This window comes from Bacillaceae bacterium S4-13-56 (assembly GCA_040191315.1).
Classification (GTDB): domain Bacteria; phylum Bacillota; class Bacilli; order Bacillales; family JAWJLM01; genus JAWJLM01.
Genome location: JAWJLM010000174.1, coordinates 1 through 713, shown reverse-complemented (window position 1 = coordinate 713; position 713 = coordinate 1). Strand labels below are relative to the sequence as shown.

At 43.9% G+C, this 713-nt stretch carries 4 tRNA genes; all 4 read right to left on the bottom strand.

Annotated elements, in window-relative coordinates:
• Positions 1-243: 243 nt before the first annotated feature.
• The 4 genes from RZN25_18495 to RZN25_18480 all read right to left on the bottom strand — a co-directional run bounded on the left by RZN25_18495 (position 244) and on the right by RZN25_18480 (position 571).
• Positions 244-325: transfer RNA gene (locus RZN25_18495), tRNA-Leu, on the bottom strand.
• A gap of 8 nt (positions 326-333) precedes the next feature.
• Positions 334-407 (bottom strand) — tRNA-Cys (locus RZN25_18490).
• A gap of 10 nt (positions 408-417) precedes the next feature.
• A tRNA-Gly gene (locus tag RZN25_18485) sits at positions 418-492 on the bottom strand.
• Between the two features lie 4 nt (positions 493-496).
• Positions 497-571: transfer RNA gene (locus tag RZN25_18480), tRNA-Gln, on the bottom strand.
• Positions 572-713: the final 142 nt, after the last annotated feature.

The window sequence follows — 713 nt, the reverse complement described above, 5'->3', positions numbered from 1 at the left end:
AAAGAAAGTGCCGTTTAGAAATCAATCCTTTATTACTTTTGCTTTGTTAATGATAATAATTCCGCATTAGATAATTTTTTTGTACGCCTTGCCATTTAAATTACTCCTTGTTTATGACAGGGGTACGCACACGATTTTATGTACACAATTATTTTTGTAAGAACGTATTGGAGATAAATAAAAAACGTTCCTTACATAGTGTAAGAAACGTTGATTTCACTGCATTGGCAAGCAGTATCATGATACCGGTGGTCGGGGTCGAACCGACACTCCAGAAGGAACACGATTTTGAGTCGTGCGCGTCTGCCAATTCCGCCACACCGGCATATATTCTGGAGGCGGCAACCGGATTTGAACCGGTGATAAAGGTTTTGCAGACCTCTGCCTTACCACTTGGCTATGCCGCCAGAAACAAGTTGGAGCGGAAGACGGGATTCGAACCCGCGACCCCCACCTTGGCAAGGTGGTGTTCTACCACTGAACTACTTCCGCAAAATGGCTGGGGTAGCAGGATTCGAACCTACGCATGACGGAATCAAAATCCGTTGCCTTACCGCTTGGCTATACCCCAATAATATCATTAAATTATAGCCATTTCTATTATATACATGTATTAGCTCATTGTGAAGAGCTATACTTCTTCTAATTTAGAATGGGGCGAACGGTGGGAATCGAACCCACGAATGCCGGAGCCACAATCCGGTGCGTTAACC